This window comes from Methylobacterium sp. NEAU K (assembly GCF_030700285.1).
Taxonomy (GTDB): Bacteria; Pseudomonadota; Alphaproteobacteria; order Rhizobiales; family Beijerinckiaceae; genus Methylobacterium.
Genome location: NZ_JAUYZJ010000025.1, coordinates 51,802 through 78,629, shown reverse-complemented (window position 1 = coordinate 78,629; position 26,828 = coordinate 51,802). Strand labels below are relative to the sequence as shown.

Annotated in this window: 19 protein-coding genes; 10 read left to right on the top strand and 9 right to left on the bottom strand. The window is 72.1% G+C overall.

Going from position 1 to position 26,828, the window contains the following annotated elements; genetic code table 11:
- Positions 1–747 precede the first annotated feature (747 nt).
- The 3 genes from Q8W67_RS19160 (at position 748) to Q8W67_RS19150 (ending at position 4,368) form a co-directional block, all read left to right on the top strand.
- On the top strand, positions 748–1,230 hold the full coding sequence (locus Q8W67_RS19160) for a MucR family transcriptional regulator (protein ID WP_305548634.1): 483 nt from the start codon (positions 748–750) through the stop codon (positions 1,228–1,230).
- Positions 1,231–1,379: 149 nt separating this feature from the next.
- On the top strand, positions 1,380–2,837 hold the full coding sequence (locus Q8W67_RS19155) for a Do family serine endopeptidase (protein WP_305548631.1): 1,458 nt from the start codon (positions 1,380–1,382) through the stop codon (positions 2,835–2,837).
- Between the two features lie 181 nt (positions 2,838–3,018).
- Positions 3,019–4,368, top strand: coding sequence for a replication-associated recombination protein A (locus tag Q8W67_RS19150; RefSeq protein WP_305548629.1), 1,350 nt, complete (start codon positions 3,019–3,021; stop codon positions 4,366–4,368).
- A gap of 146 nt (positions 4,369–4,514) precedes the next feature.
- Here the strand turns inward: Q8W67_RS19150 and Q8W67_RS19145 are convergent, their stop codons facing one another.
- A complete protein-coding gene (locus Q8W67_RS19145; RefSeq protein ID WP_305548626.1) occupies positions 4,515–4,979 on the bottom strand; it encodes an Lrp/AsnC family transcriptional regulator in 465 nt (154 codons plus the stop codon).
- Between the two features lie 247 nt (positions 4,980–5,226).
- Between Q8W67_RS19145 and Q8W67_RS19140 the strand changes: the two genes are divergently transcribed.
- Positions 5,227–6,237, top strand: coding sequence for a 1-aminocyclopropane-1-carboxylate deaminase (locus tag Q8W67_RS19140; protein ID WP_305548616.1), 1,011 nt, complete (start codon positions 5,227–5,229; stop codon positions 6,235–6,237).
- Between the two features lie 117 nt (positions 6,238–6,354).
- Positions 6,355–8,124 carry a gamma-glutamyltransferase gene (gene ggt, locus Q8W67_RS19135; RefSeq protein ID WP_305548614.1) on the top strand — a complete coding sequence of 590 codons (1,770 nt, stop codon included), beginning with the start codon at positions 6,355–6,357 and terminating at the stop codon, positions 8,122–8,124.
- A 6-nt stretch (positions 8,125–8,130) separates the two neighbouring features.
- On the opposite strand, the gene purD is transcribed toward ggt, so the two are convergent.
- From purD to Q8W67_RS19120, 3 genes are all read right to left on the bottom strand, one after another.
- Complete coding sequence (gene purD / locus Q8W67_RS19130) at positions 8,131–9,411, bottom strand: phosphoribosylamine--glycine ligase (RefSeq protein ID WP_305548611.1); 1,281 nt, start codon at positions 9,409–9,411, stop codon at positions 8,131–8,133.
- A gap of 93 nt (positions 9,412–9,504) precedes the next feature.
- Positions 9,505–9,813: a hypothetical protein gene (locus Q8W67_RS19125; RefSeq protein WP_305548609.1), complete on the bottom strand. Its 309-nt coding sequence runs from the start codon at positions 9,811–9,813 to the stop codon at positions 9,505–9,507.
- A gap of 73 nt (positions 9,814–9,886) precedes the next feature.
- Positions 9,887–11,107: an oxalate decarboxylase family bicupin gene (locus Q8W67_RS19120; protein WP_305548607.1), complete on the bottom strand. Its 1,221-nt coding sequence runs from the start codon at positions 11,105–11,107 to the stop codon at positions 9,887–9,889.
- Between the two features lie 211 nt (positions 11,108–11,318).
- Here Q8W67_RS19120 and Q8W67_RS19115 point away from each other — a divergent pair, with 211 nt between their 5' ends.
- Both Q8W67_RS19115 and Q8W67_RS19110 read left to right on the top strand, forming a co-directional pair.
- Positions 11,319–12,590: an efflux RND transporter periplasmic adaptor subunit gene (locus Q8W67_RS19115; RefSeq protein ID WP_305548605.1), complete on the top strand. Its 1,272-nt coding sequence runs from the start codon at positions 11,319–11,321 to the stop codon at positions 12,588–12,590.
- A 470-nt stretch (positions 12,591–13,060) separates the two neighbouring features.
- Complete coding sequence (locus tag Q8W67_RS19110; RefSeq protein WP_305548603.1) at positions 13,061–15,490, top strand: membrane-bound PQQ-dependent dehydrogenase, glucose/quinate/shikimate family; 2,430 nt, start codon at positions 13,061–13,063, stop codon at positions 15,488–15,490.
- Positions 15,491–15,532: 42 nt separating this feature from the next.
- On the opposite strand, the gene Q8W67_RS19105 is transcribed toward Q8W67_RS19110, so the two are convergent.
- The 5 genes from Q8W67_RS19105 to Q8W67_RS19085 form a co-directional block, all read right to left on the bottom strand.
- Positions 15,533–16,462, bottom strand: coding sequence for a dihydrodipicolinate synthase family protein (locus Q8W67_RS19105; RefSeq protein WP_305548601.1), 930 nt, complete (start codon positions 16,460–16,462; stop codon positions 15,533–15,535).
- A gap of 60 nt (positions 16,463–16,522) precedes the next feature.
- Entirely contained in the window at positions 16,523–18,787 is a 2,265-nt protein-coding gene (locus Q8W67_RS19100) for a xanthine dehydrogenase family protein molybdopterin-binding subunit (protein WP_305548599.1), read from the bottom strand.
- A gap of 11 nt (positions 18,788–18,798) precedes the next feature.
- Entirely contained in the window at positions 18,799–19,839 is a 1,041-nt protein-coding gene (locus Q8W67_RS19095) for a xanthine dehydrogenase family protein subunit M (protein WP_305548597.1), read from the bottom strand.
- Positions 19,836–20,327, bottom strand: a complete 492-nt coding sequence (locus Q8W67_RS19090) for a (2Fe-2S)-binding protein (protein ID WP_305548595.1) — start codon at positions 20,325–20,327, stop codon at positions 19,836–19,838. The genes Q8W67_RS19095 and Q8W67_RS19090 overlap by 4 nt, the downstream gene beginning before the upstream one ends.
- 122 nt (positions 20,328–20,449) lie before the next feature.
- Entirely contained in the window at positions 20,450–20,686 is a 237-nt protein-coding gene (locus tag Q8W67_RS19085; RefSeq protein WP_305548593.1) for a DUF2945 domain-containing protein, read from the bottom strand.
- Between the two features lie 444 nt (positions 20,687–21,130).
- Between Q8W67_RS19085 and Q8W67_RS19080 the strand changes: the two genes are divergently transcribed.
- The 3 genes from Q8W67_RS19080 (at position 21,131) to Q8W67_RS19070 (ending at position 26,758) form a co-directional block, all read left to right on the top strand.
- The gene (locus Q8W67_RS19080) at positions 21,131–22,369 is read left to right on the top strand and encodes a sensor histidine kinase (protein WP_305548591.1); all 1,239 of its coding nucleotides are present in this window, start codon (positions 21,131–21,133) and stop codon (positions 22,367–22,369) included.
- Between the two features lie 119 nt (positions 22,370–22,488).
- The gene (locus Q8W67_RS19075) at positions 22,489–23,595 is read left to right on the top strand and encodes an efflux RND transporter periplasmic adaptor subunit (protein ID WP_370693906.1); all 1,107 of its coding nucleotides are present in this window, start codon (positions 22,489–22,491) and stop codon (positions 23,593–23,595) included.
- Positions 23,588–26,758: an efflux RND transporter permease subunit gene (locus Q8W67_RS19070; RefSeq protein WP_305548588.1), complete on the top strand. Its 3,171-nt coding sequence runs from the start codon at positions 23,588–23,590 to the stop codon at positions 26,756–26,758. Before Q8W67_RS19075 ends, Q8W67_RS19070 begins: the two co-directional genes overlap by 8 nt.
- Positions 26,759–26,828 lie beyond the last annotated feature (70 nt).

Here is a 26,828-nt window from a genome sequence, read left to right as displayed (position 1 = left end):
CGTCAGGCTCATAACCTGAAGGTCACAGGTTCAAATCCTGTCCCCGCAACCAAACACACACACCAGACACCCGACACAACGCCGGCCCGCTCCAACAAGCGGGCCGGCGTTTGGCGTTCCGGGATCATCCTTGCCCGCTGCCGCCCCATGACCCTTGACCCGAAGTGGCTGAGCGGCCGGGTCGCGGCGGACAAAGCCGAACCACCACCCGTCTGCAGGCAGAACGCCACCGGCGCGTCGCCAGGCCGCCGGTTGCCTGAGCCGTAAGCGCCTGCTCAGCCCCCTCCGGCCGCCTGCGTCTTGCACCGCTATTCGCCCGCTGGGGCGTTCCGCCCACACCGGACGACGGGCACCCTGGGGTTGCACAACGTCGCTCGCATTGCAGCACGTCGGGATGCCGGCATCCAGCGTTCGCCTCGCGCGGGCATATCCGCAAGCCGGCGCAGCCATGGGCTAGTGCCTTATTCCCCAAGCGTGGCCGGATCCCGCATGTAGAAATCCGCCGCGTTCCGGCACGTCCCCCGCCTCATCCATGTCGATTGTGCGCAAGCGAGATCGCGCGGGATCATTTTCCTTGAGGTTGATCTTTCAATGCATCTCTTCTTGCGCCGTTTCTGAACATATACGCGGAAGCCGCATTTGAGACTTGACGCGTCATCGAAATGCGATTGTATCGATCTGCGAAATCGCGACGCTGTGCTTGCGTTCTGGCGAATTTCGTCATCACGGGAAGGCAGCGCACGCGACATGACTCAGCTCGATGACGACAGGACCCGCTTCATCACGCTCGCGTCCGAGATCGTCTCGGCTTATGTGAGCAACAACCACGTCCAGAGCGCGGATCTGCCAAGACTCCTCAACGACGTTCACGACGCGATCCGTGGCGTCTGTGCCGGCGGCCAGAGCGCGGCTGCACCCGTCAAGGCGACCGCGCAGGAGATCCGGCGCTCGGTGACGCCCGACTTCCTGATCTCGTTCGAGGACGGAAAGCCCTACAAGACCCTGCGCCGCCACCTCACCCTGCGCGGCCTGACCCCCGAGGCCTACCGCACCAAGTGGGGCCTCGATCCCGATTATCCGATGACCGCTCAGAGCTATTCCGAGCAGCGCTCGCAGCTCGCCCGCTCGCTGGGCCTCGGCCAGCAGCGCCGGAAGTTCGCCGTGCCGGTCTCCGAGCCGGAACCCGCGCCCGCGAAGAAGCGCCGCGCTCGCAGCAGGGAAGTCGCCTGAGCGTCCCGGGCTTGGCCCGCGGCGAGCGGATCCGGCCCGTTTCCGGCAAAGGTGTCGCGGGCCTGCCGCAATCGGCCCCGATAGCGTAGGCCGCACGGCACGCCGCCGCCGACCCCGACGGCGCGCCCGACCCGCCGCCGGAGCCCCGCATGCTGATCCGCCTCGCCCTGCCCGCTCTCGTCGCAACCTTGCTGGCCGTCGGCCCCGCCGCGGCGCAGATGGCGCGCACGGAGGCGCCCGGGCCCGCGAAGGAGGGGACAGCCAAGGTGGTGCCCCTCAGCAGGAGCGACGTGCAGCTCTCCTTCGCCCCCGTGGTGAAGCGGGCTGCGCCCTCCGTGGTGAACGTCTACGCCTCCCATGTCGACAAGCGCTCCAGCGCGCGCACCAGCGCCATGGAGGAGTTCATGCGCCGCTTCTTCGGCGAGCCGGACGGCGGTCGCGGGCCCCGGGGAGACCGGGCCCAGAAGTCGCTGGGTTCGGGCGTGCTGGTGGATGCCGACGGCCTCGTCATCACCAACAACCACGTCATCGACAACATGAACGAGGTGCGCGTCGCGCTCTCCGACCGCCGCGAGTTCGAGGCGGCCATCGTGATGCGCGACACCCGAACCGACCTCGCGGTGCTCAAGCTCAAGGACGCGCCGAAGGGCCTGGTGCCGATGCCATTCGGCGACGCCGACGCGCTCGAGGTCGGCGATTTCGTGATGGCGATCGGCAACCCGTTCGGCGTCGGCCAGACGGTGACGCAGGGCATCGTCTCGGCGCTGGCGCGCACGCAGGTCGGCTCGGCGGATTACCAGTACTTCATCCAGACCGACGCGGCGATCAACCCGGGCAATTCGGGCGGCGCCCTGGTCGACCTGCGGGGCCAATTGGTCGGCATCAACACGGCGATCTACTCGCAGTCCGGCGGCAGCCACGGCATCGGCTTCGCGATTCCCGTCGGCATGGTCAAGGCGGTGGTCGAGGCGGCGCGCGAGGGGGCGAGCGTCGTGCGCCGGCCCTGGCTCGGCGCCCGCATCCAGAGCGTCACCCCCGACATCGCCGACAGCATGGGCCTCGATCACCCGACCGGCGTGCTGGTGGCGAGCCTGCAGCCCAAGAGCCCGGCCGACGAGGCGGCCCTGAAGCGCGGCGACCTGATCCTGACGGTCGACGGCCAGGAGGTCGCCGATCCGGAGGCGTTCGGCTATCGCTTCGCGCTCAAGGGCATCCAGGGCCAGGCCCGCTTCGGGATCCTGCGCGGTACGGCCCGCCAGACCGTCCCGGTCAAGCTCGTCCCCGCCCCGGAGACGCGCCCCCGCGACGTGCTCAAGGTGCGGACGCGCTCGCCGTTCCTGGGCGCGACCCTGGTCAACACCTCGCCGGCGGTGGCCGAGGAGATGCAGGTCGACTTCCCCGTCGACGGCGTAGCCGTGCAGGCGGTGGACGAGAATTCCGTCGCCGCCCGTGTCGGCCTGCAGAAGGGCGACGTGATCGTCTCGGTGAACGGCATGCCGGTGCCGACCACCAAGGATCTCGACCGCGTCACCCGCAACAGCCTCAATTCCTGGGAGATCGCGATCAACCGCAACGGCGAGGTCCTGACCTCGGTGTTCAGCGGCTGACCTCGAACGCCTCGTCCTGAAGACCGGATCCGGGGCGAGGCTCCCGGATCCCGATGGCCCATCGTCGTCGTCCGAAAGCCGGCAACCACCGTTCGAGGCGATGTCCGGGACCGGTGTGCGGCCGTGGGCAAGCTCCGGTTCCTGGGTTGCGCCCACCGCCGGGCCCGGTGTTGATGCGCGGATGTCCGACCTGTTCGCCTCGGCCGATCCTCCCGCCGCGCCTGGCCTTGCACCGGTCCCAAACCCCGGTGCTGAGGCCGCCCGCCCCCTCGCGGACCGGCTGCGCCCGCAGACCCTGGCGGAGGTCGTCGGCCAGGAGCACCTCACCGGGGAGGGCGGGGCCCTCACCCGCCTGCTGCGGGGGCGCAGCCTCGGCTCGCTGATCTTCTGGGGGCCGCCCGGCACCGGCAAGACCACGGTGGCGCGTCTGCTGGCCCAGGGCACCGACCTGCATTTCGAGCAGATTTCGGCGATCTTCTCGGGCGTGCCCGACCTGCGCAAGGTGTTCGAGGCCGCCCGCAGGCGCCGGGCGACCGGGCAGGCGACCCTGCTGTTCGTCGACGAGATCCACCGGTTCAACCGGGCGCAGCTCGACGCTTTCCTGCCGGTGATGGAGGACGGCACCGTCACCCTGGTGGGCGCCACCACGGAAAATCCCTCGTTCGAGCTGAACGCGGCTTTGCTGTCGCGGGCACGGGTGCTGCTGTTCCGGGCGCTGGACCCGGGGGCCATCGCGCGGCTGCTGGTCCGGGCCGAGGCGCTCACCGGCCGGCCCCTGCCGCTCACCGAGGAGGCGCGGGGGGTGCTGGTGCGGATGGCCGACGGCGACGGGCGGGCAGCACTGACGCTGGCCGAGGAGGTCTGGCGCTCGGCGCAACCCGGCGAGGTCCTGGGCGCCGAGGCCCTGCAGCAGATCGTGCAGCGGCGCGCGCCGATCTACGACAAGGCCCAGGAGGGCCACTACAACCTGATCTCGGCGCTGCATAAGACCGTGCGCGGCTCGGATCCGGACGCGGCCCTGTACTATCTCTGCCGGATGCTCGACGCCGGCGAGGACCGGCTGTTCATCGCCCGCCGGCTCGTGCGCATGGCGGTGGAGGATATCGGGCTCGCCGACCCGCAGGCCCTGGTGGTGGCCAACGCCGCCAAGGACGCCTTCGACTTCCTCGGCAGCCCCGAGGGTGAGCTGGCGCTGGCCCAGGCCGCGATCTACCTCGCCTGCGCGCCGAAATCGAACGCGGTCTACACCGCCTACAAGGCCGCCACACGGCTCGCCAAGGAGGCCGGCTCGCTGCCGCCGCCGCGCACCATCCTCAACGCGCCGACCAAGCTGATGAGGCGGATCGGCTACGGCGAGGGCTACCGCTACGACCACGACGAGCCCGACGCCTTCTCGGGCCAGGATTACTGGCCCGACGCGCTCGGGCGCCAGCACCTCTACGAGCCCACCGAGCGCGGCTACGAGAGCCGCCTGGGCGAGCGCCTCGCCCGCTGGGAGGCCCTGCGGAGGGAGCGGCGCGGGGAGGGGTAGGGGCCACGCGCGTCGAGGGGGTTCCAAGGGGCGAGCCCCTTGGCGGGTGATCAGGGCAGAGCCCCGATGCCTCGCGCGACGCTCACCAGCAGGGCTTCGCCCTGCACCCGAAAAGGTCCCGGACCGTTCGAAGCCAGGGTCTTCGGTCAGAGGTCGAGGGGCGCGTTGTCGATCACCTCCTTCATCACGAAGAAGGTGCGGGTCTGGCGCACGCCCGGCAGGCCGATCAGCGTCGCGCTGTGGAGGCGGTTGAAGTCGGCCATGTCGGAGACGCGGATCTTCAGGATGTAGTCGAAGTCGCCGGCCACGAGGTGGCAGTCGAGGAGCACCGGGATCGCCCGCACGGCGGCCTCGAAGGCCGAGAAGCTCTCGGGCGTCGAGCGGTCGAGCACGACGCCGACGAAGACCAGGGTGCCGCGGCCGACCCGGGCCGGATCGATCAGCGCCCGGACCGCCCGCACGAACCCGTCCGCGAACAGGCGCTGGATCCGGCGGTGGCAGGTGGCCGCGCTGGTGCCGGACCGCTCGGCGAGCTCGGCATTGGCCATGCGCCCGTCCGTCTGCAGCAGGCGCAGGATTTTCAGGTCGATCCGGTCGAGCCCTGCGGACATGGATGATTCTTTCGTTTTCTCGCGCCAACCCGGAATCAATGTCGGTTTTCATGCTGCGGCCCGCAAGATAAGAGCCGAAGATCCACCGAGATCGAGAGCACCTTTCAAACGATCTCGGTTAGCTTTCCGTCGCGCCTCGGAGGCGGGACCGGCCCTCGCCCCGGCCGTTCCGGGGCCTCGCCGTGACGCATCCGCGCCGGATCGATGCCGGCTGCCGGGGGCGTGCCCCGAGACCCGGAGAGACCCGATGCTGGACAAATTCGAGCGCTATCCCCTGACCTTCGGCCCGACGCCGATCGAGCCGCTCAAGCGGCTCTCGGCCCATCTCGGCGGCGAGGTCGAGATCTTCGCCAAGCGCGAGGATTGCAATTCCGGCCTCGCCTTCGGCGGCAACAAGCTGCGCAAGCTCGAATACATCGTGCCGGACGCGATCAAGAGCGGGGCCGACACGCTGGTCTCGATCGGCGGCGTGCAATCGAACCACACCCGCATGGTCGCGGCGGTCGCCGCCAAGCTCGGGATGAAGTGCCGCCTGATCCAGGAGGCCTGGGTGCCCCACGAGGATGCGGTCTACGACCGGGTCGGCAACATCCTCCTGTCGCGGATCATGGGTGCCCAGACGCAGCTCGTGGATGACGGCTTCGACATCGGCATCCGCGACTCGTGGCGGCGCGCCCTGGCCGAGGTCGAGGCCGAGGGCGGCAAGCCCTACGCGATCCCGGCCGGCGCCTCGGTGCACAAGTTCGGCGGCCTCGGCTATGTGGGCTTCGCCGAGGAGGTACGGGCCCAGGAGACGCTGATGGGCCTGCGCTTCGACTACGTGGTGGTCTGCACGGTCACCGGCTCGACCCATGCCGGCATGGTCGTCGGCTTCGCCGCGGACGGGCGCGCCCGCAACGTCATCGGCATCGACGCCTCCTGCACCCCGGCCCAGACCAAGGCCCAGGTGCTCGACATCGCCCAGAACACCGCGGCGCTGATCGGCGCGGGCGACATCGTGGCCGACGACGTGGTGCTCAACGAGGACTACGCCTACCCGGTCTACGGCGTGCCCTCGCGGGAAACCGTGGAGGCGATCCGGCTCTCCGCCCGGCTCGAGGGGATGATCACCGACCCGGTCTACGAGGGCAAATCCATGCAGGGCATGATCGATCTCGTGAAGAAGGGCTTCTTCCCGAAGGGCTCGAAGGTGCTCTACGCCCATCTCGGCGGCGCGCCGGCGCTCAACGGCTACAGCTACACGTTCCGCAACGGCTGAGGCCGGACCGGCCGCCGGGGCCGGGTTCCCTCCCGATTGGAGGAGCGGATCGTCTCGTCGGCCCTATATGGCGCCCTGGCCGGGTTCGGCGCAGGGACCCGCATCGGAAGGGCACGGATGATCGCACCGGCACGCGCGCTGCTCCTCGGATTCCTGCTGGCGCTCGGGGCGCCCGGCGCGCGGGCCGCCTCGGGACCGGCCGTGGAAGCCGAGAACGGGATGGTGGTGTCGTCCCAGCGCCTCGCCTCGCAGGCGGGCGCCGACATCCTCAAGGCGGGCGGCAACGCCGTCGATGCGGCGGTGGCGGTGGCCTATGCCGAGGCGGTGGTGAATCCGTGCTGCGGCAATCTCGGCGGTGGCGGCTTCATGGTCCTCCACCGGGCCGACGGCCAGAGCCGCTTCATCAATTTCCGCGAGACGGCCCCCGGGGCGGCCAGCCGCGACATGTATCTCGACGCCGCCGGCAGCGTCGTGAAGGGCGCGAGCCTGCGGGGCTGGAAGGCGGCCGGGGTCCCCGGCACCGTGCTCGGCTTGAACACGGCGCTGTCCGAGTACGGGACCCTGCCGCTGGCGCAGGTGATGGCGCCGGCGATCGCGCTCGCCCGGGACGGGTTCGTGCTGACCCGCGGCGACACCGACATCCTGGACTCCGGCACGGCGCTGTTTGCCGGGCAGGCGAACGTCGCGCGGATCTTCCTGCGCCCGGACGGCAGCCCCTGGCGCCCCGGGGACCGGCTGGTCCAGGCCGATCTCGCCCGCACCCTCCGGGCGATCGCCGAGACCGGTTCGGACGCGTTCTACAAGGGTGCCATCCCCCGTCAGGTGGAGGCGGCCGCGCGGGCGGGGGGCGGCCTGCTGAATGCGGCCGACTTCGCCGCCTACACGGTGACCGAGTCGGAGCCGCTCACCTGCCGCTACCGGGGCGTGACCATCCTGTCGGCGCCCCCGCCCTCGTCCGGCGGCACGACATTGTGCGAGATCCTCGGCATCCTCGACGGCTACGACCTGCGGGTGGCGGGCTTCAATTCCGCCCGGACCGTGCATCTGATGGTCGAAGCGATGCGGCGCGCCTATGCCGACCGCAACATGCTGCTCGGCGACCCGGCCTTCGGGACCAATCCGGTGGCCCAGCTCCTGTCGCCGGCCTACGCGGCGCAGCTCCGGGCCTCGATCCGGCCGGACCGGGCGACCCCGTCCGCCGAGATCCGCCCGGATCCCGGCAGCCTGTCCGCGGAGAGGCCCGAGACGACCCACATCTCGGTGATGGACCGGGACGGCAACGCGGTCTCGCTCACCTACACGATCAACGGCTATTTCGGCGCCGGGGTGATCGCGGGCGAGACCGGGTTCTTCCTGAACGACGAGATGGACGACTTCACGGTCAAGCCCGGCGTGCCGAACCTGTTCGGCCTCGTCCAGGGGTCGCGGAACGCGATCGCGCCGGGCAAGCGCCCGCTCTCGTCGATGGCCCCCACCCTCGTGCTGCGCGACGGCAGGGTCGCGATGGTCGCGGGCTCGCCGGGCGGCTCGCGGATCATCACGATCAACGCGCAGACCATCATCAACATGCTGGATTTCGGGATGGAGCCGCAGCAGGCCGTGGACGCCCCGCGCATCCATCACCAGTGGCTGCCCGACACGGTCTATGCCGAACCCTTCGCGCTCTCGGCGGACACCAAGGCGATCCTGCGGGGCATGGGGCACACCCTCGTGGAGCAGACGCCCTGGGGTGCGCAGGAGCTGATCGCGGTGCGGGCCACCGCGCCGGCGACCCCCGAGGCGGCCTCCTCGGGCAACGATGCGTCGCGCACGGAGCGGATGCGCCCGGGCCTGCTCTACGGCGCCAACGACAACCGGCGGCCGGCCGGCGCGGCGGTCGGGGAGTAGGGCCGATCAGGTCTCCCGGTCGCCCGCCTCCCGAGCCACCGCGCGAAACCCGATATCGCGGCGGCAGAAACCCTCCGGCCAGTCGATCCGGGCCACCGCCGCATAGGCGCGGGCCTTGGCATCCGTGACGCTGTCGCCGAGCGCCGTGACCGCCAGCACCCGGCCGCCGTCGGCGAGCAGCTGTCCGCCCTCGGCGCGGGTCCCGGCCTGGAACACGAACAGGCCGTCGCCCTCGGCCTCGTCGATTCCCCGGATCACCGAGCCCCGCACCACGGCGCCCGGATAGCCGGCCGCCGCCATCACCACCGTGAGCGCGGCCCGGTGGGCATCGAATTCCAGCGTGACCCCGGAGAGGTCCCCCTCGCAGGCCGAGAGCAGGGCGGGCACGAGGTCGGAGGAGAGGCGCGGCATCAGCACCTGAGCCTCGGGATCGCCGAAGCGGGTGTTGTACTCGATCAGCTTGGGCCCGTCCGCGGTGAGCATCAGGCCGGCATACAGGATGCCGGTGAACGGGCAGCCCCGGGCCCGCATGCCCGCCAGCGTCGGCATGATGATCTCGGCCATGACCCGGGCCTCGATCTCCGGGGTGACGACCCGGGCCGGGGAATAGGCGCCCATGCCGCCGGTGTTGGGGCCGCGGTCGCCGTCGAACACGCGCTTGTGGTCCTGCGCGGTGCCGAGCGGGATTGCGCGGGTCCCGTCGCACAATGCGAAGAAACTCGCCTCTTCTCCGAAGAGACACGCCTCGACCACCACTTCGGCGCCGGGTTCTTCGAACAAAGCGGCCAGCGCGTCCTCGGCCTGGTCCAGGGTCTCGGCGACGGTGACGCCCTTGCCGGCGGCGAGCCCGTCGGCCTTCACGACGATCGGGGCACCCTGCTGGCGGACATAGGCCAGGGCCGGGTCCAGGGCCGCGAAGCGCGCGAAGGCGGCGGTGGGGATGCCGCAGGCGGCGCACAGATCCTTGGTGAAGCCCTTCGAGCCTTCGAGCCGGGCGGCATCGCGGGTCGGCCCGAAGGCGCGGATCCCGGCGGCCTTCAGGTCGTCGACCAGTCCGGCGACCAGGGGCGCCTCGGGGCCGACCACCACGAGGCCGATCGATTCCGCGGCGCAGAAGGCGGCCACCGCGGCGTGGTCGGTGACCATGAGGTCCGGCCGGTTGGTGCCGTGGCGGGCCGTGCCGGGATTGCCGGGCGCGGTGAACAGGCGGGTGCAGAGCGGGCTCTTGGCCAGACGCCAAGCCAGAGCGTGCTCGCGGCCGCCCGAGCCGATCAGGAGAATATTCATGCGCACGCCACCATGGGCCCTGCTTCTGGGCCAAGCCTGCGTGCGGGAAAAGGTTTTTTTCGGGCTGTCCCCGCTATGCCGGCTCTGCGCGGGTCAGCAGCCGATGCACACGCGCGTGTTGAAGCCACCCCGGGGGGACCGCACGACGCCGTGCCGGCCGGCGCGGCGCCCCCCGTAGAGGCCGTGGTAGGGGACCTGGGGTTGGTACTGGACGTTGCGCTGGATGCGCATGGTCAGCGTGTTGAAATCCGAGACCCGCTGCTGGTTGAGGGTCCGGATCTGGCTCTGCAGGCCGAACGAGGCGTTGGCGGCGTTCGGGTCGTTCGGCTGAACCTGCGCCCAGGCGGCGCCCCCCGGGAGGGCAAGCACCAGGGCAAGGAACGCGCGACGGGCTGCGCGCATGGCTCTCTCCGTCGTATCTGCCGGAACGTCTACGGGATCGACGCACCAGAGGTGGCCGGGGTTCCGGGCCGCGTCAACCCGGCACGACCGGGGCCTTCGCCGCCCGCAGGGCCTCGACGAGCTTGGGGTCCATCCGGGTATGGGCCTGCACCAGGGGGTGCGGGGTCAGGGCCAGCCACTGCGTCAGCGAGATGTCGGCGTAGCGCGGGCTCTTGAACATCTCCAGGACGGTCAGCGTCGTGTCGCCGGTATTCTCGATATAGTGGCCCATGGCGTAGGGCACGTAGCCCACGTCGCCGGCCTGGTAGTCGAAGGTGCGCGCCTTCGATTCCGAGCCGAACACCGTCATCCGCCCCGTCCCCGAGAGATAGTACTGCCACTCGTCGCCGTTCGGGTGCCAGTGCAGCTCGCGCATCCCGCCGGGCTCGACCTCGACCAAAGCCGCCGCGATCGTGACCGAGGCCGGGAACACCGTGGAATCGGTGATGCGCACGCGCCCGCCCTTCGTGCGGATCGGCTCCTGCGCCAGCATCCGGTGGCTGAATGTCTTCGGGATCTCGCCGGCGCCGCCCGTGAGGTCGGCCGATAGCGGGCCCGGCTGGGGCCCCGGGAAGATGTAGAGTTCCGTCTCGGGGATGTTGGCGAAGGCGCTCTCGGGCAGGCCGAAATTCTTGGCGAGCACGTCCTTCGGCGTGTGCGCCAGCCAGTCGGTCAGCAGGAAGGTCGAATCCTCCGAGAAGCCGCCGTCGTCGAACACCAGCAGGAACTCGCAGCCGTCGATCCCGTCGGCCGCGAGCCCCTGGATCGAATGCGGGATGCCCCCCGGGAAGTACCAGAGGTCGCCCTCGCCGACATCGTCCGCGAAGGTGCGCCCGTCCTGGTCGACCGCGGTGATCCGGGCCTTGCCCTTGATCATGTAGGCCCACTCGGCCTCCTTGTGCCAGTGCATCTCGCGCACCGCGCCGGCCTGGAGCCGCATGTTGACCCCCGCCATGGCCTTGGAGACCGGCAGCTCGCGCACCGTGGTCTGGCGCGCCCAGCCCCCCTCCTCCAGCCGCATGTGGCTGTCGGAGAACGACCATTTCAGGTTCGGCATCGTGCCGTGGTCGGTGGCCGGCGGGGCCAGGGTGAACGGCTCCTCGGCGGCCCGGGCCGGGTTCTTCGGGCCTAGGATGTCGGCGCCCTTCGCTCCGCGCCGGGGCGGCAGCGGAGCCGGGCCGGAGGATTGCGCCAGCGCGGGGGAGGCCGCCATCGCACCGCCGGCGATGATGGCGCGCCTGGAGATTTCGGTCATCGCGTCTCACGTCCCTGATGTGTGGCGGGGTAACCGGAGGCGGGACGGGAGGATCCCCGGGCTGACTGGATCGTGCGCTGCGGCATCTCGCCCGGAGCCCGCCGACGGTCTATGAAGGGAATACGATATGCATTGCGGCCCCGGCGGGCGCCGGGCCGAGGGGCAGGGCGCCATCGCGGCGCATGATGCTCGGCGCGACCCGAGGGCGAGGATGGTGGACCGGGACATCTCACCCGCGGGCGGGGCCGACATCCCCGCGCCGCGCGGCCGCCTGTGGTTCGCCCTGCTGGCGCTGGCGGGCGTCGGATTCCTCGGCTACCGCCACTGGCCGGAGGCGTCCCGGGCGGCGAGCCCGCCGCAGCGCGAGCCAGCGAAGCTGCGGACCGTGCGGGTCGCCACCGCGCAGCGGGCCTCCGACACCCTGAGCCTGACCCAGACCGGCACCACCCAGGCGTTCGACACGGCGAGCCTCTACCCGCGGGCGACCGGCTACATCGTCGAGCGCAAGGTTGATATCGGCTCGCCCGTGAAGAAGGGCGACCTGCTGTTCCGGATCAGCGCGCCCGACCTCGACCAGCAGCTGGTCCAGGCGCAGTCCCAGGTGCTGCAGCTGCAGGCGGCCCTGATCCAGGCGCGCGCGATGGTCGACCAGGCCGAGGCCAACCGCCACCTCGCGGACGTGACCAACCGGCGGACCTCGACGCTGGCCGGCACCGGGGTCGAGACCCGGCAGAATGCCGACACGTCGCAGGCCGGGGTGCTGGCCCAGACCGCCAATGTCGACGCCGCCAAGGCCGCCGTGAAGGTCGCGGAGGCCAACATCGCCGCCCAGGAGGCCCAGGTCGCCCGGCTCAGGGTCCTGACCAGCTTCGAGGAGATCCGCGCGCCCTTCGACGGGGTGGTGACCACCCGCAACAACGATGTCGGCGATGCGGTGACGGCGGACACCAATACGGGCGCGCCGCTCCTGACGCTGGCCCGGGACGACGTGCTGCGCATGGCGGTGAACGTGCCGCTCTACGCCGCCGACGGCGTCCGCGACGGGCTCGAGGCACAGGTCGAGGTGGCGCAGAGCCCCGGAAGGATCTTCCCCGGCACGGTCTCGCGCACGTCGACGACGCTGCTCTACGCCTCGCGCACGCTGGTGACGCAGGTCGACATCCCCAACCCGAACCACGCCCTGCAGGCCGGCCTCTACATCACCATCACGCTGGCGATCCCCCGGGTCTCCCCCGCAGTGACGGTGCCGAACGACGCCCTGATCTTCAATCAGGACGGGACCCGGGTGGCGGTGGTCGAGGCGGCGGGGGACGGGACCACCCTGGTGCGGATGCGCCCGGTGACGATCTTCCGCCAGACCGGGACGGTGCTGGAGCTGCGCGACGGCCTGAAAGGCGGCGAGCGCGTCGTCGTCGGTCCACCGGCCGCCCTGCGCGACGGCGACACGGTCGCCCTGCGGTCGGAGGGCAGGGCGGGGACGTGAGCGCCGGGGCCCCGGCCCGGGAGGAAGGGGCCTGGACCCGAGGCGGCCTCGGTGAGCCGCCGTGCCTGCGGAACGGATGCGGGTTCCCTCTCCTTCCGGGCAGATCATCGGGTTCGGCAGCAGGCATCTGAAAAAGGCGGCTTTCCGTCCCTGTTGCGGGGAGGGGCCCGGGCTGGGGCTGGCGCAGGATCGAGCGCGGGGGCGCCCTCTGCCCCCATGTCCGATGTCTCCCCGAAAGCCCTCATCGCGCAGACGACGCGGACTGCGTCGTGTGGACGCCAGAGACCACGCGGGGGAGGGCGCACGGCGCGGCCGCTCCTGCCGGCCGCATCCGGGAGGCCGCCGCACAGCCCGGGACCAGCTACGATGACTATAAGCGGCCCGATTCGGGACGGCGCTCGCGTATTCCGTCGGGCACCGGCCCGGGAACCGCAGACATATCGACCGTCACAAGGGCAGATCCGATCGCCATGGCAGTCAAGATCCTGGCCCTTTTGACCGCCTTGCTGGGCCTCGCCCTTCTCGTCTTCGGGTCCGAGCTTGCCCGCGTCGGAGGATCGCCGTTCTACCTCGTGATCGGCCTCGGCCTGGTCGCCTCCGGGGTCCGGCTCGGCCGCAGCCGCCAGAGCGGCCTCGGGCTCTATGCCCTGACGCTGGCGGCCGCGTTCGCCTGGACGATCCACGAGGTCGGCTTCGACAAGTGGCAATGGATCCCGCGCGGCGCGCTGATCCTCGTCCTCGGCCTGCTGCTGTGCCTGCCCTTCGTCGCTTCAGGCCTGCGGGACGCGCCCGAAAGGCTCTGGGCCCCGAGCCTCGGGAACGGCCCGCTCGCGCTCCGCGCCGTCGTGGCGATCATCGCGGCCTCGAGCGTCGCGGCGTGGTTTTCCGATCCGGTCGAGACCCGGGGCAGCCTGCCGAAGGTCGCCGACGCCGGGAATGCCGCCATCGACCCGAGCGGCGTCCCCTATCCGGCCGACGACTGGGTCGCCTATGGCGGTACCAATCTCGGCCAGCGTTACTCGGCGCTGAGGGACATCCACGCCGGCAATGTCCGGGACCTGAAAGTGGCCTGGGAGCATCACACCGGCGACCTGCGCGAGGGCGACAAGACCGATTCGAAGGAATACACCTTCGAGGCGACGCCGATTAAGGTGAACGGGCTGCTCTATGTCTGCACCCCGCACAGCATCGTCCAGGCGCTGGAGCCGGAGACCGGCCGGCTGGTCTGGGCCTTCGACCCCAGGATGCAGCGGGACGCCCAGTACCAGCACCAGACCTGCCGCGGCGTGTCCTACAACGACTCGACCGGCACTCTGCCGCCGGCCGAGACAGACCCGGCGACCGCGCAGGCGGTCGCGGCCGCGATCGCCGAATGCCCGCGCCGGATTCTCGCGGCCTCGGTGGATGCGCGCCTCTACGCGCTGAACGCCGAGACCGGCGCGCCGTGCAAGAGCTTCGGGGAGGGCGGCTCGGTCGACCTGAAGGCGCAGATGCCGGGCCTCCAGCGGGCGACCTACCAGGAGACCTCGGCGCCGCTGGTCACCCGAGACCTCGCGATCCTCGGCAGTGCGATCGCCGACAACTACTACGAGACCAACCCGTCGGGGGTGATCCGCGCCTACGACGTGCGCACCGGCGCGATCGTCTGGAAGTTCGATGCCGGCAAGCCCGACGAAACCGCGCCGCTCAAGGCCGGCGGCCTTTACGAGCCGAACTCGGCGGTGGCCTGGACCCAGCTCTCGGCGGACGAGGCGCTCGGGCAGGTCTACGTCCCGTTCGGGAACCGGTCGCCCGACCAGGTTGGACTCTCCCGGTCGAAATCGGACGAGGCCTTCATCGACGCCCTGGCGGCGCTCGACCTGAAGACCGGCCGGCTGGTCTGGAAGTTCCAGACCGCGTCCCACGACCTGTGGGACCGGGACAACCCGTCCCAGCCGGTCCTGCTCTCCCTGCCGCACCAGGGTTCGACGGTCCCGGCGATCCTGATTCCGACCAAGATCGGCAACATCTGGGTCCTCGACCGCCGCACCGGCGACCCGATCGTGCCGGTCGAGCCCATGACAGTCTCCACCGAGACCGACATCCCGGGCGAGGCGCTCGCGCAGACCCAGCCGATGTCGGCGCTCCGCTTCACCCCGCCGCCGCTGACCGAAGCCGCCATGTGGGGCACGACGCCGTTCGACCAGATCCAGTGCCGCATCGCCTTCCGGTCGAACCGATACGACGGCAACCCGTTCACCCCGCCCCAGGCATCGGGCGGCGCGATCGTCTGGCCGGGCAATATCGGGGTGTTCAATTGGGGCTCGGTGGCCGTCGATCCGGTCAACCACTGGATGATCGCGACGCCGCAATTCCTGCCCTACATCTACCAGTTGCATCGGCGCCCCGAGGACGAGCCGAACAAGCGCCTGCTCTCGTCCGATCCCGAAGCGAAGCCGGCCAACGAGAATCTCGGCGGCCCCTACGCGGTCTCGATCGCGCATATGCGCTCGGCGCTGGGCGTCCCCTGCAACGCGCCGCCCTGGGGGGTGCGGGTCGGGGTGAACCTCGCGGACGGCACCACCGCCTGGAAGCACCGCAACGGCACCGTCGCGGGGCAGAGGATCGCCGGCGTCACCGTCCCGATCCCGTTCGCGATGGGCGTGCTGGCTCATGGCGGCACCCTGACCACGGCCGGCGGCGTCGCGTTCACCGGCGCCACCCTCGACGACGTGATCCGCGGCTACGACATGCAGACCGGTGAGATCCTGTGGTCCAGGACGCTGCCGGCGGGTGGCCAGGCGACCCCGATGACCTACCGGGGCAAGGACGGACGGCAATACGTGGTGATCGCGGCCGGCGGCCACGGCTCGCTGGGGACCACGCCCGGCGACTCAGTGATCGCCTACAGTCTGGACTGAGCGGCCGGACGGGGTTTCCAAAGGGCCGGGCCCTTGTGAATCCTAGATCTTCGCCCGCGGATCGGTGCGGGCGAGGCGCGCCAGCAGGTATTCGATCTCGGCCTTGGCCTGCGGGGTGAGCGCCTGGGACGGCTTGCGCTGGGCGTCGGACGCAAAGATCCCCCGGCGCTGGAACACGTATTTGCGCACGGCGAGCCCCAGCGGGCCCTGCTGCTGCTCGTAGCGCAGATAGGGGAGGTGGGCGTCGAACAGGTCGTGGGCGGCGTCGCGCTCCCCCGCCCGGCCGAGGCGGACCACGTCGACCAGCATCTCCGGGAAGGCGTAGCCGGTATTGGCCCCGTCGGCGCCGCGCTCGGTCTCGAAGTCCAGAAACAGGCCGCCGTTGCCCACCAGGATCGCGATGTGGCGCATCGAGCCGTCCGCCTCGAAGCCGCGCAGGGTCGAGATCTTCTCCAGCCCCGGCCAGTCCTCGTGCTTGAGCATCACGCAGGAGGGGTTGTCCGACACGATCCGGCGGATCACCGCCGGGGTCATCTGGACCGAGAAGGTGAGGGGATAATCCTGCAGGACGAAGGGGATGTCCGGCCCGATCGCCTCGACCGCATTGCGGTAGTAGCCGACCACCTGATCGTCGGTGCGGAGCGTGTTCGGCGGCGCGATCATCACGCCGGCCGCGCCCAGCTCCATCACCTCTCGGGCGAGCGCCCGCATGGCCGCGAAGCCCGGCGCCGTGACGCCGACGATCACGGGGAGCCGGGTGCGCCCGAGGACGCGCCTGGCCACCGCGAGGCCCTCCGCGTGGTCGAGCTTGCCGGCCTCGCCGAGCTGGCCGAGGATCGTCAGGCCGTCGACCCCCGCGGCGCCGAAGTAGTCGGTCATCCGGTCGAGGGACACGTCGTCGATCCGCCCGTCCGGGTGGAACGGCGTCGGGGCGATCGGCACGACGCCGCGGAGGTCGCTGGTGAGGGGCATGCCGGTCTCCTCGCTGCCGCTATCGGCATGCCCCATACGGGAAAATCCGCGGCGGTGCGATCAGCCCAGCAGCTTGTCCAGCGTGATCGGCATGTCGCGCACCCGCACGCCGGTGGCGTGCCAGACCGCGTTGGCGATGGCGCCCACCGTGCCGGTGATGCCGATCTCGCCGACGCCCTTCACGCCGAGCGCGTTCACCACGGCATCGTCCTCGTGCACCAGGATCGCCTCCATGGGGGGAATGTCGGCGTTCACCGGCACGTGGTACTCGGCGAGGTTGTCGTTGAGGAAGCGGCCGGTGCGCGGGTCCATCTCGGCCCGCTCGTGCAGGGCGAAGGACAGGCCCCAGATCATCCCGCCGTAATACTGGCTCTGGACCAGCCGCGGGTTGATCACCCGGCCGGCCGCGAAGGCCCCGACCAGCCGGCTCACCCGGATCTGGCCGAGGTCGGGATCGACCTTCACCTCGGCGAAGACCGCGCCGTGGGCATGCATGGCGTAGGACTTCTGGGCCGCCGGGTCGGCCCCGGCCTTGCCCTTGCCCTCGATGCGCGCCCGCCCGGCGCGCGTGAGGATGTCCGAGAAGGACTCGCTCCGGCTTGGGTCGTCGCGCCGGGTCAGCCGCCCGCCCGCGGCGGTGACGCCGGCATTGCCCGCGCCGTAGAGCGGGGATGCGGGGTCATTGGTGGCGAGCGCAGCGAGCTGGCCGATCGCGTCCTGGGCGGCCGCGTGGATTGCGTTGCCGGCCGTGGCGGTGTGGCCGGAGCCGCCCGCGATGCCGGCGTTCGGCAGGTCCGAGGAGCCCATCCGGAAGGTGAGGGCCTCCAGGCCGATCCCGAGCCCGTCGGCGGCGATCTGGGCGAGCGCCGTCCAGGCGCCCTGGCCCATGTCGATGGCGCCGAGCTCCACCGTGCCGGTGCCGTCGGCGCGGATCTCGGCCCGGGCCATCCCCTCGAAGATCAGGGCCGGGAAGGTGGCGGTGCCCATGCCGGTGCCGACCAGGAACCCGTCCTTGTCCCGGGTCTGGCGGGGCTGCAGCGGGCGCCCGGCCCAGCCGAACGCCTCGGCGCCGCGCCGGTAGCATTCGCGCAGGGCCTTCGAGGAGAACGGTTTCCCCGTGATCGGCTCGACCTCGGCGTAGTTGGCGAGCCGGAAGTCCAGCGGGTCCAGGCCGAGTTCGTGGGCCATCTCGTCGAGCGCGCTCTCCAGGGCGACGCTGCCGGTGGCCTCGCCGGGCGCGCGCATGAACAGCGGCGTGCCGGTGTCGAGGCGCACCGCCTCGTGCCGGATGGCGATGGCCGGGCTGGCGTAGAGGGTGCTGGTGGCGCGGCCCGCCGGCTCGAAGAAGTCGTCGAAGCTCGAGGACGCCGTGAGGATGTGGTGATCCAGCGCGGTGAGCTTGCCGGCGGCGTCGCTGCCGAGCCGGAGTGTCTGCCGGGTCGGGCCGCGATGGCCCATCGGGCCGTACATCTGCGACCGGGTCGGCACCAGCTTCACGGGCCGCCCGACGAGCCGCGCCGCCATGCAGGCCAGCACCTGCGGCCCCGCGGGCACGCCCTTCGAGCCGAAGCCGCCGCCGAGATAGGGGCTCTCGATGTGGATGTCGGTGGGCTTGATGCCGAACAGCCCGGCGAGCCGCCCCTGGGAGATCGCCAGCCCCTGGGTCGGCATGTGGAGCGTCAGCCGGTCGCCGTCCCAGGCGGCCACGGCCGCGTGCGGCTCCATGGCGTTGTGGTACTGGGCCGGCGTCTCGTAGGTGGCGGCGATCGTCTTCGACGCGGCCGCGAGGCCGGCCTCGACATCGCCGTCGCTCTCGGCCGGGGGCGCGCCGACGCCGACGGAATCCGGCGTGAAGACCTCCCCGGCGTCGAGGCCGATCCGCGGCGTCTCGGCCGCGTAGGTCGGCGCCAGCAGCCGGGCCCCCTCGGTCGCGGCCTCGAGGGTCTCGGCGATCACCACGGCGATCGGCTGGTTCGCGTAGCGGACCTTATCGTTCTGCAGGAGATCGAGGCGGAATATGAAGGGCCCGTCCTTGGCGTCCGGGTCCTTGGCGAGCGTCGGGGCGTTCTCCGGGGTCATCACGGCGACGACGCCCGGATGGGCCCCGGCGGCGGCGACGTCGAGGCCGGTGACGCGCCCCCTGGCGATCCGGGCGACGCAGAGCGCCGCGTGGAGCGTGCCGGGGGGCAGGTTGTCGGCGGAGAAGCGGGCTTGGCCCGTCACCTTGAGGGGGCCGTCGCGCCGGGTCAGCGGCTGGCCGATGCTGGAGCCGTGGCGGACGGAGCCGGCGGGCAGGTTCGATGCGGGCATGGAGGTCGCGGTCATGCGGTCTGTCCTCAGACGATGCCGAACGGGGAGGCGGGGAGCGCCGGGATCCGGGCGGGCGTCCCGGCGGCCGCCAGCGTCAGCGCCCGGACCGCGACGCGGCGGGCGAGTTCGATCTTGAAGGCGTTGGCCTCGCCGGTGGGCCGGGCGCCGTCGAGGGCGAGGGCGGCGGCCTTGGCGTAGGCCTCGGGGGAGGGCGCGTGGCCGACCAGAGCGGCCTCGGCCTCCTCCACCCGCCAGGGCTTGAGCGCCAGTCCGCCGAAGGCGAGCCGGGCCCGGCCGATCGTCCCACCGTCAAGCGTGAGGGCGGCAGCGGCCGAGACCACCGCGAAGGCGTAGGAGGTGCGGTCGCGGACCTTGAGGTAGCGGGCGTTCCCCTGGAACGCGGCCGCCTCGGGCGGCAGGCGCAGGGCGGTGATCAGCTCGCCCGGCCGCAGGGCCGTCTCCCGCTCCGGGTGGTCGCCGGGGAGGTGGTGGAACGCGGTGAGCGGGACGGTGCGCTCCCCGTCCGGCCCGGCGATCTCCACCACCGCGTCGAGGGCGACGAGCGGCACGCAGAAATCCGACGGGTGGGTAGCGATGCAGTGCTCGCTCCAGCCCTGCACGGCATGGATGCGGGTGGCGTGCCCGAGGGCCGCGCAGCCGGCGCCGGGCTCGCGCTTGTTGCAGGGCGAGACGGCGTCGGTGAAGTACGGGCAGCGGGTGCGCTGCATCAGGTTGCCGCCGACGGTGGCGGCGTTGCGCAGCTGCGCCGAGGCGCCCGCCAGCAGGGCTTCGGCGACCATCGGGTAGGTCTCGGCGAAGGCCGCGTCGTAGGCCAGGTCGCTGTTGCGCACGAGGGCGCCGACCCGGGTGCCGCCGTCCGGCAGCCGCTCGATGGCCGACAGGCCGGGCAGCCGGGTGATGTCGACGATCCGGGCGGGCGTGGCGACGCCGCCCTTCATCAGGTCGACCAGGTTGGTGCCGGCGGCGAGATAGGCCGTGTCCGGCTGCTGCCCGGCCGCGACGGCCTCCGGCAGGCTCGCCGGACGGATGTAGTCGAACGTCCTCACGCCGCGTCCTCCCGGTGTTCCGTCTGGCCGGCGGCGTCCCTCACCGCCTCCAGGATGCCCGCATAGGCGCCGCAGCGGCAGAGATTGCCGCTCATGCCCTCGCGGATGCGCTCGGGATCGGTGCCGGCATGGCCCTCGCGGATCAGGCCCACCGCGCTCATGATCTGGCCGGGGGTGCAGAAGCCGCACTGGAAGCCGTCATGGGCGATGAAGGCCGCCTGGACCGGGTGCAGCCGGTCGCCCTCGGCCAGCCCCTCGATGGTCAGCACCTCGGCCCCGTCGAGGCTCGCGGCCAGCGTCAGGCAGGCATTGATCCGCCGCCCGTCCACCAGGACGGTGCAGGCGCCGCACTGGCCGCGGTCGCAGCCCTTCTTGGCGCCGGTCAGGCCGAGGCGCTCGCGCAGGAGGTCGAGGAGGGTGATGCGCGGGTCCTCGAGGGCGATCGCGCGCGTCTGCCCGTTCAGGGTGAGCCTGAGGGGAATGGTCATGCAGGGTCCCGGCTTCGCGAAGTCTGGAACCGTTACAGATAGCCGCCACCCCCGCCCCGGCGAGACCCGGGACGGGGATGATGTGCGCGAACTCACCGCGCAGGCAGCCTGCGCGGATCCGCTTACTTGACGGTGACCTCGGTGACGGACTTGAGCACGGTCTTGCCCTTATCGGTCTTGATCTCTACGGCCGGCTCGTCCTTCGAGGCCGCGCGCTTGACCGTGTTGCCCTTGATGGTCTTCTCGACGTCCTCGGTGTGGACCTTGGTCACCGCGCCCGCGACGGTGCCCTTGCCCCACCTGTAGGTCACGTCGTCTCCGGACTTCACCTTGGCCTTGCCGGTCATCGTGCGCTCCATGGTCTCGGTGCGGGAGAAGGCCTCCTGGGCCGGGGGCGTTCCCCCATATCCAAGACCTGGATGTCGCAGCCGGACGGAAGCTCACCGGGCGCTGCGGAACGCGCGATCTCTGTTCCTGCCCGGGATCATGAGGCGCACGGCCCTAGGCCCCGCGCGGCCTGCCCGAGGCCGATACCGGATCCGCCACGAGGCGGTGGCAGGCCGCGCAGGCGACGATCGAGAGCGCCTTGCCGGAGCGTCCGTTCACATCGTCGGCCCTGTGGCCATCGCTTGTCGGCATCCCGCGAGACGGGTCGGACTGACGGAGCGCCGGACGAAGCCGGAGGCTCCGGGGCGGGCAGGGATGTCGAAGACGGGTGCGACGACGGGCGCGATGACGGGTGCGGCTTGGCCCGTAGACCTGCGTCGCCCCGGGCCAACCTTCCTGCTAGTCTCCCAGCCCTCATGACCGCGCATATCGACCAGACCGAAGTGGAACCCAGCCCGGACGCGTCGCAGGAGCCTGCACGTCCCGATCTCGGCTACCGCCTGCGCCAGCAGGCGATCCTGTCCGAGTTCGGCGTCGAGGCCCTGCGCGGCACCGATGTCGACCACCTGTTGCAGCGCGCCGCGGAGCTGTGCGCGCAGGGGATGGGCGCCGAGTTCTGCAAGGCCCTGGAGTACCGGCGCGGCGAGGACCAGCTGCTGGTGCGCGCGGGAATCGGCTGGGGACCCGACGTGATCGGGCAGGCCCGGGTCGGGGCCGACCTCGCCTCCCCGGCGGGCTTCGCCCTCAAGACGGGCCGGCCGGTGATCTCGAACCACCTCGCCGACGAGACCCGCTTCCGCACGCCGCAGCTCATGGCCGACCACGGCATCCGCCGGGCGATCAACGTGCTGATCGAGAATCGGGACGGCGCCTTCGGCGTGCTGGAGGTGGACGACACCCGCGAGGGCATGTTCGAGGAGGCCGACATCGCCTTCATGCAGGGATTCGCCAACCTGCTCGGAGGCGCGATCGAGCGCCTGCGCACCGAGAGCCTGCTGCGCGCCGCGCTGGCCCGCCAGGACCTGCTCGCCCGCGAGATGAGCCACCGGGTCAAGAACAGCCTCGCCATCGTGGCGAGCCTGCTCGCCCTCCAGGCCCGGGCCGCCGAGGCCGAGCCCGCCGTGCAGACGGCCCTGACGGATGCGCGCAACCGCGTCGAGGCGATCGCGAGCGTCCACGACCAGCTCTGGCGGCAAGGAGACGGAGCCGGGGAGGGGGAGGGCGAAGGCGTGCCCGGCGAACTCGACCTCGCCCCCTTCCTGGAGAAGCTGGTGGCCAACCTCGCCAGCGGCGCGCCGGGCCGGCGGCTCGCCTGCACGGCCGCGCCGCAGAGGATCTCGGCCGACCGGGCGATCCCGATCGGGCTGCTGGTCAACGAACTCGTCACCAACGCGCTCAAATACGCCTACCCGCCCGAGACCCGCCCGGAGGGCGGCGAGATCCGGGTCCGGGCCGAGCGCGAACGCGACGCCTTCGTGGTCGAGGTGGCCGATGACGGGGTCGGGCTGCCGGCGGATTTCGAGATCGGGCGCACCTCGCGGAGCCTCGGCATGCGCGTCGTCGGCAGCCTCACCCGGCAGCTCGGCGGCAGCCTCACAACGCCGCGGACCGGCGAAGGCGCCTGCTTCCGCCTGGAGGTGCCGCTGGCGGGCTGAAGGTCGGCATCCGCAACCCGAGCGACCGTGATGCGGCGCCCAGGATCGGGTAGATCCGGACAAAGAAAACGGGCAAAAGTGGCAATCCAGGCCCGAGGGCAGCGGTTGCGGAGGAAAGCGTGGTGCGACGGCGGCGGCCCGTGCTGCTCGCGGGGCTGGTCCTGGCGGGCGCCCTCGCGCTGGCCGCCCTGACGGGGGCGGGCGCGCGCCTGCGCGACCAGACCGCGCCGATCCTCACCGCCCTGAACGGGCTCGTCCCGGTCACGCGGGTCGCCGGCGCGCCGGATCAGAAGGCGCAGCCGGCGACCCGCGTCGCGGTGGAGGACGGACGCACGGTCGTGCGCCTCACCCCGGAGGAGCGCGGCCGGATCGGCCTCGCGACCGCAATCCTGGCGGCCCTGCCGCACCGGCAGGAGCTGACCGCCTACGGCAGCGTCCTCGACCTCGCCCGGGTGACGGAGCTGACCAACGCCTATGCCGGCGCGGTCGCCGCGCTCCAGACCGCCCGGGCCCGCGCCGAGGTCTCGGGCAGCGCCGCGCGGCGGGCCCGGAGCCTCGGCACCGCGACGGTCGCGGCCGCCCAGATCGAGACCGCCGAGGGCACGGCCCTCACCGACCAGGCCGCGGTGACCGCCGCCGAGTCGCAGGTGCGCACCCTGGCCGCCACCGCCCAGCAGGAATGGGGGCCGGTGATCGGCCGGGGCATCGTCGAGCGGGCGCCGCTGGTCACGCGGCTGATCGAGCGCGCCGACTTCCTGATGCAGGTGACGCTGCCGCCGGGGGAGGCCCTGAACCCGCCGCCGCAGGCCGCCTTCGCCGAGGTGCCGCCGCAGAGCAGCCGGGTGGCCCTGCGCCTCGTCTCGCCCGCCACCCGCACCGACCCGCGGATCCAGGGCCAGAGCTTCTTCTACCTCGTCTCCGGCGAGAGCGGCCTCCTGCCCGGCATGAGCACGATGGCGTTCCTGCCGGCCGCGCGCTCGGCCACGGGGGTGCTGGTGCCGGAGGACGCGGTGGTTCACGGGGAGGGGGGGACCTGGGTCTACCGGGGCGTCGAGGCCGGCGGCTACGTCCGCCACCCGGTCCGGGCCGACGCGCCGATGTCGGCCGATGCCTTCGTGGTCGAGGACCTGCCCGGCGGCAGCGAGATCGTGCTCAAGGGCGGCCAGGCGCTGCTCTCCGAGGAGATGAAGGGCCAGATCCGGGTCGCCGGCGACGACGATGACTGAGCGGCCCCCCGCTCCCCGCGGCGGCCCCCAGGCCGCGCTGGTCGGGTTCTCGGTGCGGCTGCCCCGGGTGGTGCTGGCCCTGGCCTGCGCGCTCCTGGTCTTCGGGCTCTACGCCCTCCGGAGCGCCCGCTACGACGTGTTCCCCGAATTCGCGCCGCCGACCGTGACGATCCAGACCGAGGCGCCGGGCCTCGATCCGGAGCAGGTCGAGGTCCTGGTCACCCAGGCGATCGAGGTGGCGGTAGGCGGCCTGCCCGGGCTGGAGACGCTCCGCTCCTCCTCGATCCAGGGCCTGTCGGTGATCACCGCGGCATTCCAGGCCGGGAGCGACGTCGACCGGGTGCGCCAGCGCGTCAACGAGCGGCTCGCGGCGCTGGCGGGCCGGCTGCCGCAGGGGGTGATGGCGCCCGCCATGACCGCGCTCACCTCCTCCACCTCGACGGTGCTGCTCGTCGGCCTAACCTCCGAGAGCCGCGACGCCATGGCGCTGCGCACGCTGGCCGACTGGACGGTCCGGCTGCGCCTCCAGGCGGTGCCGGGCATCGCGCAGGTCTCGGTCTACGGCGGCGACGTGCGCTCGCTCCAGGTGCAGGTCCGACCCGACGACCTGATCCGCTACCAGGTCGGGCTCAACGACGTGCTGGCGGCGGCCCGCAAGGCCACCGGCGTGCGCGGCGCCGGCTTCGTGGATACGCCCAACCAGCGGGTGGGCCTGCGCACCGAGGGGCAGTCGCTCACCCCGGAGGCGCTGGGGCGCACGGTGCTGATCAACGAGGGCGGGGCGAGCGTGGTGCTGGCCGACGTGGCCACCGTCACGTCGGCCCCCGAGCCGCCGATCGGCGCGGCGCTCGTCGACGGCAGGCCCGGCGTGCTCCTGATGGTCGGCGCGCAGGTCGGCGTCGACACCCGCGCGGTCACGGGCCGCCTGGAGGCGGCGCTGGAGGAGCTGCGGCCGGCACTGGCGCGGGCGGGCGTGAGCCTGCACGCCGACCTGTTCCGCCCGGCGAACTTTGTCGACGTCGCCAACGGCAACGTCATCCAGGCGCTGGCGCTCGGCGGCGCGCTGGTGGTCGTCGTGCTGCTGGTGTTCCTGGCCGACTGGCGCACCGCGCTGATCAGCGCCGCCGCGATCCCGCTCTCGCTGATCGCCGCCGCCCTCGCCCTGCAGGCCTGGGGCGAGAGCCTCAACACCATGACGCTGGGCGGGCTCGCGCTGGCCATCGGCGAGGTGGTGGACGACGCGGTGATCGGCGTCGAGAACGTGGCGCGGCGCCTGCGCGAGGCGCGGGCCGGGGGCAGGGGCGGCGGGGCGGCCCGGGTGGTGTTCGACGCCATCCTGGAGGTGCGCAGCGCGGTCGCCTACGCGACCCTGGCGGTGCTGCTGATGTTCCTGCCGGTGCTGGCGCTCACCGGCGTGGCGGGCCGCCTGTTCGGACCGCTGGCGCTGGCCTACATCGCCGCCGTGCTGGCCTCGCTGCTGGTCGCGCTCACCGTGACGCCCGCGCTCGCGCTGCTCCTGCTCGGCGGCGCGGGACGCGACCGGGCCGGGGCGGGCGATCCGCCGGTGGTGCGCCGGAGCCGGGCGCTCTACCGGGCGCTGCTCTCCGGCATCGGGCGGGCGCCGCGGACCGCGATCGCCGCGAGCGCCCTGGCGGTGCTGGCCGGGGTCGCCCTCCTGCCGCGGCTCGGCGCGAGCTTCCTGCCCGACCTGAAGGAGGGCCACCTGATCCTGCACATGGCGGCGGCGCCGGGCACCGCCCTGCAGGAATCGCAGCGCCTGGGCAGCCTGATCACGGGCGACCTCAAGCGCATCCCGGGGGTGCGGGCGGTGGCCTCGCAGATCGGCCGGGCCGAGGCGGGGCAGGACACGGCGGGCACCCATTACAGCGAGATCCATATCGACCTCGAGCCCGGCCTCGACGGCGCGGCCCAGCGGGCCGTGGAGGCCGGGATCCGCGGGCTGATCGCCGGGTTCCCGGGCGCGGCCTTCTCCCTGAAGACCTTTTTGACCGAGCGGATCGAGGAGACGGTCTCGGGCTACACCGCGCCGGTGGTCGTCAACGTGGTCGGCAACGACCTCGACCGGATCGAGGCCACCGCCCGCGCGGTGGCACGGGAACTCGCCGAGGTCCGGGGCGCCCGCGACGTGCAGCTCGCCTCCCCGGCCGGCCTGCCGCAGGTGACGGCGGCGCTCCGCCCCGCGGACCTGCGCCACTGGGGCCTCGACGCGATCGAGGTGCTGGAGGCCGTGCGCACCGCCTACCAGGGCGACACGGTCGGCCAGACCTATGTCGGCAACGCGGTGTTCAACGTGCTGGTGATCCTCGACGGGCGGGCGCGCGGCCGCCTCAGCGCCGTCGGCGACCTGCCCCTGCGCACGCCGGGCGGGCGCTACGTCCGCCTGTCCCAGGTCGCCGACATCTACGAGAGCGCCGGGCGCTACCAGGTACAGCACCAGGGTGCGCAGCGCGTCCAGGCGGTGACCGCGGGCGTCGAGGGGCGGGACGTGGCGGGCTTCGTGGCGGCGGCGCGGACCAAGATCGCCCGCTCGGTGCGCCTGCCGGAGGGCGTCTACGTCGCCTTCGCGGGGGCCGCGGAGGCGCAGGCGCGGGCGCGCACCGATCTGCTGGCCCATGCCGGCCTGGCGGGCTTCGGCATCGTGCTGCTGCTCGCCGTGGTGACGGGCTCGGGGGCCAACCTGCTCCTGGTGCTGGTGAACCTGCCCTTCGCCTTCGTCGGCGGGGTGGCCGCCATCGTGATGACCGGGGGCGTGCTCTCCCTCGGCTCGATCGTCGGCTTCGTCACCCTGTCGGGCATCAGCCTGCGCAACAGCGTGATGATGATCGCCCATTACGAGCAGCTCGTGACCGAGGGGCGCCCCTGGATCCGGGCCACCGCGGTCGAGGGCGCCGCCGACCGGATGGTGCCGATCCTGATGACCTCCCTGGTGACCGGCCTCGGCCTGCTGCCGCTGGCCCTCGGGGCGGGGGAGCCCGGCCGGGAGATCGAGGGCCCGATGGCCCTCGTCATCCTGGGCGGCCTCGTCACCTCGACGCTGCTCAACCTCGCGATCCTGCCGGACCTGGCCCTGCGCTTCGCCCGGTTCCGGGGCGGGGGGCCGGAGCGCGCGCCCGACGCGGAGGCGCGGCGACGGGCCGCCTGACGCGACCGGGCCTCGGCGCGGAGATCGGCGAGGGCAGGGGGCAGGCCGCTCCGGTCCCTCATCGGATGAC